This is a genomic window from Coleofasciculus sp. G3-WIS-01 (genome assembly GCF_040223135.1).
In the GTDB taxonomy this organism is placed as follows: domain Bacteria; phylum Cyanobacteriota; class Cyanobacteriia; order Cyanobacteriales; family Coleofasciculaceae; genus Coleofasciculus.
The window spans coordinates 1-9,726 of sequence record NZ_JAVJZI010000205.1 but is presented as its reverse complement, the minus strand read 5'-3'; the positions used below and the strand labels follow the sequence as shown (position 1 = coordinate 9,726).

Annotated in this window: 8 protein-coding genes; 7 read left to right on the top strand and 1 reads right to left on the bottom strand. The window is 45.1% G+C overall.

Going from position 1 to position 9,726, the window contains the following annotated elements:
• Window positions 1–172 precede the first annotated feature (172 nt).
• The 3 genes from RIM23_RS21300 (at window position 173) to RIM23_RS21290 (ending at window position 1,652) form a co-directional block, all read left to right on the top strand.
• Window positions 173–739 (top strand): single-stranded DNA-binding protein, encoded by a 567-nt coding sequence (locus tag RIM23_RS21300; RefSeq protein WP_446369080.1) that lies wholly within the window; start codon window positions 173–175, stop codon window positions 737–739.
• Window positions 740–995: 256 nt separating this feature from the next.
• Window positions 996–1,190 (top strand): hypothetical protein, encoded by a 195-nt coding sequence (locus RIM23_RS21295; protein ID WP_446369079.1) that lies wholly within the window; start codon window positions 996–998, stop codon window positions 1,188–1,190.
• 45 nt (window positions 1,191–1,235) lie between these two features.
• Window positions 1,236–1,652 carry a hypothetical protein gene (locus RIM23_RS21290; protein WP_446369078.1) on the top strand — a complete coding sequence of 139 codons (417 nt, stop codon included), beginning with the start codon at window positions 1,236–1,238 and terminating at the stop codon, window positions 1,650–1,652.
• Window positions 1,653–1,822: 170 nt separating this feature from the next.
• Here RIM23_RS21290 and RIM23_RS21285 read toward each other — a convergent pair whose 3' ends face one another.
• Window positions 1,823–2,017 (bottom strand): hypothetical protein, encoded by a 195-nt coding sequence (locus RIM23_RS21285; protein WP_006098826.1) that lies wholly within the window; start codon window positions 2,015–2,017, stop codon window positions 1,823–1,825.
• A gap of 605 nt (window positions 2,018–2,622) precedes the next feature.
• Between RIM23_RS21285 and RIM23_RS21280 the strand changes: the two genes are divergently transcribed.
• The 4 genes from RIM23_RS21280 to RIM23_RS21265 all read left to right on the top strand — a co-directional run bounded on the left by RIM23_RS21280 (window position 2,623) and on the right by RIM23_RS21265 (window position 9,638).
• Window positions 2,623–2,997, top strand: a complete 375-nt coding sequence (locus RIM23_RS21280) for an STAS domain-containing protein (RefSeq protein ID WP_446369077.1) — start codon at window positions 2,623–2,625, stop codon at window positions 2,995–2,997.
• 255 nt (window positions 2,998–3,252) lie between these two features.
• Complete coding sequence (locus RIM23_RS21275) at window positions 3,253–5,925, top strand: TIGR03960 family B12-binding radical SAM protein (RefSeq protein ID WP_446369076.1); 2,673 nt, start codon at window positions 3,253–3,255, stop codon at window positions 5,923–5,925.
• 393 nt (window positions 5,926–6,318) lie between these two features.
• Window positions 6,319–7,587: a SufS family cysteine desulfurase gene (locus RIM23_RS21270; RefSeq protein ID WP_446369075.1), complete on the top strand. Its 1,269-nt coding sequence runs from the start codon at window positions 6,319–6,321 to the stop codon at window positions 7,585–7,587.
• Between the two features lie 131 nt (window positions 7,588–7,718).
• Window positions 7,719–9,638 carry a hypothetical protein gene (locus RIM23_RS21265; RefSeq protein ID WP_446369074.1) on the top strand — a complete coding sequence of 640 codons (1,920 nt, stop codon included), beginning with the start codon at window positions 7,719–7,721 and terminating at the stop codon, window positions 9,636–9,638.
• The last annotated feature ends 88 nt before the right edge of the window (window positions 9,639–9,726 follow it).

Sequence of the window (9,726 nt, the reverse complement as noted above, 5' to 3'; positions counted from 1 at the left end):
GACCGATAACATTGGCGAAGCTAACTTTACCCGAAAGGAGATTGAGGCAACCATACCTCACAGGAGGGGCAACCATACCCCTCCACCCCGAAAGGGGTATGCTTCTTAAACCGCTACCGCGCGTTCCTCCCCGGTCTGAAGACACGGGGTTTCCCACAACGGAGGAGTTCTAATGAATAGCTGCGTCTTGATGGCACAAATCATTCAAGATCCAGAACTGCGTTACACCTCGGATAATCAAACCCCTATTGCCCAAATGCTGGTGCAGTTTCCCAGTGTGCGCTCCGAAGATCCACCCGCAACGCTCAAAGTGGTTGGTTGGGGCAATTTGGCTCAAGAAATCAAGGAAAACTATGGTGTTGGTGATCTTGTAGTACTGGAAGGGCGTTTGAGTATGAATACAATTGAGCGCCCCGAAGGATTTAAAGAAAAACGGGCTGAATTAACCACCTATCGACTTCATAAAGTGGGTGCCGATACAGAAATGGGGCTACAAACGGCTACCGCGTCCCCAAGGATGCAGGCGACGACAATCCCATCATTACCCAAGAAATCAGAGAATGTTGTTCCCATGCGATCGCGCCCTGCCCCTAATAGCCCTGCACCTGTATCTGCACCGAGAGATCAGGGATATGATTACCCATCGCCAATTGATCAGCCGACTTACCAACCCACAAAAGAGCCAAACGTTCCCTCGGTTCCCGATACTCAGAAAGATTTGGATGATATTCCTTTTTAAGTGCTAGGAATCCCTGTGGGTTTACGCCAGGGAGGATGTTAATTTTGACTGCCCAGGTTGCGGTACTCGTGATCTGGCAAAATTTGGTATAATTGCCGAAACTAATCATTCAGATTAGTTTTAATAATAATGTTGCTTGGTTTGTCAGACAGGAGAGATTGTGTTTCAAGTTCTCTACCCCCTAATTCAGGGGATTCAGCCCATTCTTATCCCCCTGTGCTTTTGCCTAGCCTGGGTAATAGTAATCCTGAGCCTAATGACAGTCTGGTTGACGATTAAAGACGGTGTAGCAAATGCCAAGCGTATGCATCAAATCCCTTGCAGTCACTGTCAATTTTTTACCAACGATTATCGTCTCAAATGTACAATTCATCCCTCTGTTGCCAATTCGGAACAAGCGATTAATTGTCGAGACTATTGTCCAACCAATCAAAGCATTACACTGAATTAGCCATGACAACTCGTAAACTGTCGCTGACGCTGAAAAATGACTATTATGTCCACTTCCTCACTCAAGCCTATTAATTTTCAGCCTCACCAAATTGTTTGTTTAGAACACGCAACGCGCCATTTATATGCTGAAGTGATAGAAGTCGTTGAATGGCGGCAGATTTGTTGGTTGCGCCCTTTGATGCTAGCCGTCACCCCAATCGAGAATGAAGACATAACCCAAGTTACACCCCAATCTCTCAGATTGTATGATTTGCGTCAAGGACCTGATATACTTTGGCCCACAAAGTTTTTACGACTTGTTTGGGATACGGAGGTAATTCCTCTATTAGCGCAACTTGAAGACTTGCATCGCCACCCGAAAGATAATTCTGATACTCGCCATCAACTTGCTGATTTTATTGCTGAAGTTTGGCAAACCTATTCCCAGGAGTTTGAATCATCCCTGAAATCCACTCTATAAGGGTCATAAGATTTCCTTAATTCTGGCTTATATTTTGCCTAGAGCATTAGTCAGGACTCAGGATAGGATAAGGCATAAGGCATAAGGCATAAGGCAATGAAAAAATACTTAGTCTTTTCATTAACCCTTTTTTCATTTCCCGTCTCGCTGGTGATGATTAATGTGACTCTCTAAACACTGGGAACTAACCGGATTCTACCCGCATCCATCTCAGCCATTAATAATTCAAGGGCTTCGTAATCGGCATCGGAAATATATCCTAAGCGAGTTAATTCGTAGTTAATTTCATTCTCTATATCAGGAGTTAGTTGCCTGATATAAAGCGCTCTTTCAACCAAATGGCGGATAACGTAGGTGGTTTTCACTCTCTTATTGCACAGAATTCCATACTAGATCAATTCTCTGGGGAATTACTAGCCTAGAACGTGATTCTCATCAATTTATTTTGTGATCTATATCACGGCTATTTAGCAGAAAAGAAGTTATCTAATCTCCTTGATAACTGGGTAGACGCCTTGCCCAAGTAGACGAAAAAGCATCCATTCAGACAGTCTACCGCAGGTAAGCCCTCTCCGGCCAAGAGATTAACGTATTTATATTTATTAAAATGTAATAGGCTCTAAAAAATGATTCGTTTTATTCTCTATCTGAAGGAAGATGTCACAGATAAGCTCCTAACTATAAATGTAAGACAACTGGTGTTAAGGATAAACTTTTCGTGAAGCATAAATTGTGGGCTATTGCTTCCTTGACTAAGTAGTTGGAATTTAGTATATTAGGCTACAAAACCCCATATTTTTTTACGGAACACTAAAAATTAAAGCGAAACAAAGACCCCACACCGAAGAATCTTAACCCACTTCACCCACTGTTAATGAAAAATTGTAGCAACTTGAAGAAGTGACGCGCTATCTTTAGGTGGATTCTCTAGTCAAATGTCTTAATCTACACAAATCACCAGGAGCGAGCTATGGCAATCGCAACTTTAAACTCCAAATTATCAATCGTTAGACCAACGGGTCAGGTAAATGCCTCCAATGCGGTAGAATTTGACCACCAACTGAAATCGGCTATTTTGTCGGATCGCTATTCGACGGTGCTGGTTGACATGGAGCAGGTAGAGTCCCTCGACAGTGCTGGCTTGGGTATATTAGTATCAGCGTTACGTTTAGCGCAACAGCGAAACCAGCGCTTTAGCATTTGCCGTGTGGGGGATTCGGTTCGGATGATTTTTGAGCTGACTCAACTGGATCAAGCCATGGAAATCTTTGACAGCTATGACGCTTTCTTGGCAACCTTGACAAATAAAGCAGAAAACCCCAGCAGGACAATGGCATTCGCTTGATTATTGGGCTATCAGCTAACCCAAAAGTTAGTAGTGTACCCTGATAATTCTGTAAAACAGATGCCCCTGATCTGTTAAAAACTGGAATAATATCATAAAGTAGGTGAATTGTACACTCCCCTGATTCATTCTTTTTGGCTTCCTGGAGACAGTCACAGAACAATAGTCTGACGACCATTAGGCATTATTGCCAGTCTTCTGTAAGATGGATGAGTTGTAAGGTTAACCGTACCTGATCAGAGGGGCAAGGTTGTCATGACGATCTCACCTGAGAAACTACTGACCAAAGACATCATCAAACCAGCCCGCTACCTGGGAAACGAGTTAGGCGCTGTTCATAAACCCTGGGACGCCGCTAAGGTGCGCTGGGTGTTAACTTACCCAGAAATCTATGAAGTGGGTGCATCTAATTTAGGGCATATTATTCTCTACAACATATTAAATGCTCAGCCTCGGCAACTTTGCGATCGCGCTTACTTACCCGCCCCGGATTTAGCCGCGAAATTGCGGGAAAGTCAGACACCCCTGTTTGCTGTCGAAAATCGGCGATCGCTCACAGACTTTGATATCCTGGGATTTAGCCTCAGCTATGAACTTGGGGCGACAAATATCCTGGAAATGCTCTCCTTAGCCCAAATTCCCCTCACTTGGCAAGAACGGGCAAATCATAGCATTACAGAGATCCCCCTAATTTTTGCTGGGGGACAAACCGCGACATCGAACCCAGAACCCTACGCCGACTTTTTAGACTTCGTGGCGCTAGGGGATGGGGAAGACTTACTCCCCGAAATTGGTTTAGTTATCGAACAAGGCAAAGCCGCCGGATTAACTCGCAAAGAATTACTCTTAGACTTAGTGCAGATCCCCGGCGTTTATGTCCCTCAATTCTACGACATGGCAGAGGATGGTTCAGTTCATCCCAATCGTGCTGATGTACCAGCGCGGATTCTGCGGCGAGTCGCCACGCCAATGCCAGAGTATTCCATTGGATTGGTACCCTATATAGAAACTGTTCATGATCGGCTGACGATTGAAGTTCGGCGCGGATGTACCAGAGGATGTCGTTTCTGTCAACCGGGAATGCTAACCCGCCCCGCCAGAGATGTGGAACCGGAACAGGTAGTCGATGCGATCGCAAAGGGAATGCGGGCGACGGGATATAATGAGTTTTCCCTGCTTTCTCTTTCCTGTTCCGATTACCTGTCCCTACCCGCCGTGGGATTGGAAGTAAAGAATCGTCTCAAAAATGAGAATATCTCCCTATCTCTTCCCAGCCAACGGGTTGATCGTTTTGATGAAAACATCGCCAATATTATCGGCGGTACGCGCAAAAGCGGTTTAACCTTTGCCCCAGAAGCCGGAACCCAGCGGATGCGGGATATTGTGAATAAGGGATTGACGAACGAAGAATTGCTGCGGGGTGTAAAGACAGCGTTTGAGCAAGGGTGGGATAAAGTTAAACTCTACTTTATGATTGGCTTGCCCGGTGAAACCGATGCCGATGTGATCGGGATCGCTGAAACGGTGAGGTGGTTGCAGCAAGAATGTCGGGCATCAGGTCGTAAACGTTTCAGCTTTAATATTACTATTTCTAACTTTACACCCAAGCCGCATACGCCGTTTCAGTGGCATTCGGTGTCTACAGCTGAGTTTATCCGCAAGCAAGAGTTATTACGCGATGCTTTTCGCCGGATTAAGGGTGTTAAGGTAAACTACACCGATGTGCGAATTTCGGCAATGGAAGACTTTGTGGGGCGCGGTGACAGGCGTTTAGCGGCGGTGGTGCGTCGGGCGTGGGAATTGGGTGCGGGAATGGATGCGTGGTGGGAAAGTTTAGATAAAGCATTTGCCGCTTGGGAAGGCGCGATCGCAGAATCTGATCTTACCTGGAAATATCGCCAAATCGAAAACGGCGAATGGAATGTGTTTGATGGTGCAAAGCTCTCGCACTCAGACGGGGCGGGTTTAGTTGCATCTGGGTATAAAGCAAAGGATAGTAGTGAAAAGAGCCCCTACACCCTTTCTCCCTTACCCTGGGATCATATTGATACAGGGATTGACAAAAACTGGCTGATTGAAGACTTACAACGCGCCCTAGAAGCGGCGACTGTACCCGATTGTGCCTTTGAGGGCTGTTCTCACTGTGGGATCTGTGGCACCGATTTTGGTCATAATATTGTCTTTGAACCGCCGCAAATTCCCGAATTTACAGGTCACTTTAAGCCAAATCAACACAAAGCACAGCGGTTGCGGGTGTGGTACGGTAAGTTGGGCGAAATGACATTAGTCAGTCATTTGGATTTAGTCAGGTTATTTGACCGTGCTGTGAGACGGGCATCCTTACCGATTACCTTTAGTGGGGGATATCATCCAGGACCGAGGATTATGATAGCTAATGCGTTGTCATTAGGGATGTCTAGTAGTGGTGAGATTGCCGACTTTGAGTTAACCGAGTCGATGGATGTGGCGGAGTTTCAGCAACGGTTAGGGGATCAGCTTCCGCCGGATATCCCGGTTTATCAGGTTGAAGAAGTGGATTTAAAGGTGCCGGCGACAACCCGACTATTAGAGAAAGCGGAGTATCGGCTTGACGTGGTAAGCGAAGCGGGATCAGCGTCGCTGCAACAGTGGCAAGATTGGGTTGAGGCGGTAAACCAGGCTGAGGAGATTTGGCAACAGAAGCGAACCAAGTCTGGGAAAAAGAAGTCGGTTAATTTACGCGATCGCACATTTGAGTTAGAAGTGATAGAAGTTAAAACAGACGCCCCGTCTCAACCTGCCGTGTTACGGTATGTTGGCAGTTGTCGGAATGATGGCACCCTGCTGCGACCTGAAGATATAATTTATATGTTAGAGCAGGTGGTGCAACAGGAATTCCAGTTATTGCACAGTCATCGACAACAGCTCATTTTAGGTGAAGCGATTTAACTTAGGATGAATAGCACTGACTTAACCTGGTTTCGTAGTAGGCACGAAGCGTGCCAGAAGCGCTAAAGCGCTGACTACAAACACATGGAATGAAAAGCTAAATAGGGCTTGCTGAAAAACTCAGAAACCTTGAAAAGTAAAAGTTCTGAGGACACTCAAAGGTTGATCAAGTGTCAGAAATAAGCTGGGATACGATAAAAACGAATGCACTTGTGGAACTGAGACAGTAGCATTGATGGGTTGAAGTCATAGGAAAATCGTTCTCTGTTCAATGACCAATGGCAATTCTGAGAAAATGATACTTAATTTATCATTTTTATCCTTGGATTTCATAGCAATCAATATGAAAATTGATCTAGAACAATATACAGACAATTTTCAATCTGGATGACTATGATACTTACAACAGAACAACAGCTTGCTGCCAAAGTTCGGGCTGACTTCCCGATTTTGCAAGATAAGGTTAACGGTAAACCTCTAGTATACCTAGATAATGCCTCAACCTCCCAAAAACCTTTACAAGTTCTTAAGACTTGGCAGAACTACTATGAGCATACTAACGCCAATGCTCACCGAGGCATTCATACCCTAAGTTCCAAAGCCACCGAAGCCTACGAAAACGCGCGGCAAAAAATTGCCACATTTATTAATGCCACATCTGCCCAAGAAATCATCTATACGCGCAACGCCACAGAAGGAATTAATTTAGTCGCATCCACTTGGGGAGGGAAAAACTTACAGCCTGGGGATGAAATCATTCTCTCGGTGATGGAACACCACAGCAATCTGATCCCATGGCAACAGATTGCCCAACGCACAGGTGCTGTGTTAAAGTTTGTCGAATTGACCGACAGCCAAGAATTTAACGTAGAGCAGTTTAAAACCCTGCTCTCCAATCGAACGAAACTGGTATCAATTGTTCATGTTTCTAACACCTTGGGATGTATTAACCCAATCCAAGACATTACCGCACTGGCGCATCACTATGGCGTTAAAGTATTAATTGATGCTTGTCAAAGTACACCCCACCTAAAACTTGACGTACAAGGGATTGATTGCGACTGGTTAGCGGCATCGGGACACAAAATGTGCGCTCCTACAGGGATTGGTTTCCTGTATGGGAAATTAGACGTACTCAGAGAAATGCCGCCATTTTTAGGGGGAGGTAAGATGATAGCTGAGGTTTTTTTAGATCATGCCACCTATGCCGATATACCCTACCGTTTTGAAGCCGGAACTCCCGCCACTGGCGAAGCGATCGCGCTCGGTGCAGCCGTGGATTACCTCACCGCTATTGGGATGGACAAAATAGAGGCGTATGAACATGAACTGACTGCCTATTTATTTGAGCAATTAAACACGATTCCCAGCCTTGAAATTTATGGTCCTAAACCCAACGCTGACGGGAGTGGTAGAGCCGCTTTAGCCTCATTTACCTGCGGAACGATCAACCCTTATCAGTTAGCTCAAGTGTTGGATAAAAGTGGAATTGCGATTCGGGCGGGACAATATTGTACCCAACCCTTGCACCGGATTTTAGGGGTTCCTTGCACAGCTCGTGTAAGTCCCTATTTCTATAATACCCGCGAGGAAATTGATACATTTATCAGTGCGTTGAAAGAGGCGATTCCCTTGGTGATAGCACTTCAATGTAAACTTTAAATCAGAAGGCAAAAAATACAAATCCATTGTCGGGGCGGGTTTAGGGGCTCAATGGGGTGGCTTAACGATAACTGAACAACAAAACCCGTCCTTGATTCAAAGGCGATCGCGTCAGTTTTCTGGCAAATAGGATGTCACCTATAAACAAATTTATCACATTTGCGATCGCGCCCTACGAACAAAACCTTCACCATTTTATGCAACGTAAACCTCTGCAAAAATTTTTAACTCAACCTAGATCAACAAAATTAACAGCTCACGTTTTATTTTGGTTCAGTTTAAGCATAACCATCACCGCAATTTACAGTAGGTTAGCCCTCAGGGAAGCCTTTAGTCATGCCTATATCGTTCAAGACGACGCCCGCCAACACGTCTTTTGGATGCAAAAGTTCATTGATAGCGAATTATTTCCCGATGACTTAATCGCCGATTACTTCCAATCCGTCGCCCCTGTGGGATATACAACCCTTTACCGAATAGCCGCCGCTTTAGGCATAAATCCCTTTCTCTTCAACAAACTCCTACCACCCATTCTCAGCGCGATCGCGACAGGCTACTGTTTTAGTATATCCCTCCAACTCCTACCCGTACCAGCGGCAGGTTTCATCACCTCGGTACTACTCAATCAAAGTCTTTGGATGAAAGATGACCTAATCTCAGCCACACCCAGAGCCTTTATTTACCCCCTATTCCTCGCCTTCTTATACCACTTACTACGCCAATCTCTACTACCTTGCCTAACCACAATAATCCTATTATCCCTATTCTATCCCCAATACCTACTAATTTGTGCCGCCCTATTCATCCTGCAACCCTTTCCCCCCAAAAACTCACTTATACGAACCTCTGCGCCCCTCTGCGCTTACCTCTGCGCCCCTCTGCGTTTCCCAAAAAAATTCCAACTCCCCCCCCATGCCCTATCAACAATCGGTCTAATCGTAACAGTAATCGCCATTTCCGGCTACGCCCTAATTCCTAGCCAATTCGATCCAGTCATCACCGCCACTCAAGCCAAACAATTACCCGAATTTTCGGCAACCGGGCGCAGTTACTTTTTCAGTAATAACCCCTGGCATTTCTTTTTGCTCAGTCCCAGAAGTGGTATATTAGACGTAGGCTTCGTTAGACCCGCCACTTTAGCCTTAGGCATACTATTACCCATTCTCTACCGACATCCCAACTCATTCCCCCTGGTTAAATCTATTTCCCCTCAGATCCGAATATTAGCTCAAATTTTCTGGGCATCTCTATTCATATTCATCATTGCCCATCTGCTACTATTCAACCTGCATCTTCCCAGTCGTTATACAGAACATAGCTTTCGTATTCTTTTATCCGTATCAGCCGGGATAGTTTTAACAATCGTATTCGATGCGATTTTGAGAACAGATTGCCATCCCGCAAAAATTAAAACTCTCATCCTTAGCCAGGGCAAGTTCAGTGACAGCAGGGCGAATAGAAGCAATAATAGAGAAACCCGCCCCTACTCAAAACTCAGAATTTACCACTACCTAACAATTAGCTTCCTCACAGCAGTATTACTTTTCTATCCCTACTTGGTTGAACCCTTTCCTCTAACCAAATATAAAGACGGTCATTTTCCGGCTTTATATCAATTCTTCCAACAGCAACCGAAAGATAGTTTAATTGCCTCAGTATCAGAAGAGGCGAATAACTTGCCCACCTTTGCCCAACGCTCTATTTTAGTCGGGCGGGAATATGCGATTCCTTATCATTGGGGTTATTATCGTCAATTTCGCCAACGCACAATCGATCTGATTCAAGCCCAGTACAGTCCTGATTTAGAGGAAGTGAAACAGTTTATCCAACTTTATGGAGTAGACTTTTGGCTATTAGACAATACTGCCTTCACACCAGAATATCTAGCCAATCATGATTGGCTGCGAGATTATCAACCTGTCACCTTAGAGGCGCAAAAGAGGCTAAACCAGGGAATCACTCCAGCATTAGCTGGGGTAGTTGAGAATTGTTCAGTATTTCAGATGGAAAAATTTGTCGTGTTAAAAACCACTTGTATAAGTCAATTGTAGGGGCGGGTTTTACTACTATCTTTTCGGTTGCACCCAAATGCGACTAAACCCGCCCTTGCTCAGGAAAGGGCGACTCCCAGACGTGCCA

Coding starts and splice junctions, on each gene's coding strand:
- RIM23_RS21275 (WP_446369076.1), top strand. CDS start 3,253: ATGACGATCTCACCTGAGAAACTACTGACCAAAGACATCATCAAACCA.
- RIM23_RS21300 (WP_446369080.1), top strand. CDS start 173: ATGAATAGCTGCGTCTTGATGGCACAAATCATTCAAGATCCAGAACTG.
- RIM23_RS21295 (WP_446369079.1), top strand. CDS start 996: ATGACAGTCTGGTTGACGATTAAAGACGGTGTAGCAAATGCCAAGCGT.
- RIM23_RS21270 (WP_446369075.1), top strand. CDS start 6,319: ATGATACTTACAACAGAACAACAGCTTGCTGCCAAAGTTCGGGCTGAC.
- RIM23_RS21280 (WP_446369077.1), top strand. CDS start 2,623: ATGGCAATCGCAACTTTAAACTCCAAATTATCAATCGTTAGACCAACG.
- RIM23_RS21265 (WP_446369074.1), top strand. CDS start 7,719: ATGTCACCTATAAACAAATTTATCACATTTGCGATCGCGCCCTACGAA.
- RIM23_RS21290 (WP_446369078.1), top strand. CDS start 1,236: ATGTCCACTTCCTCACTCAAGCCTATTAATTTTCAGCCTCACCAAATT.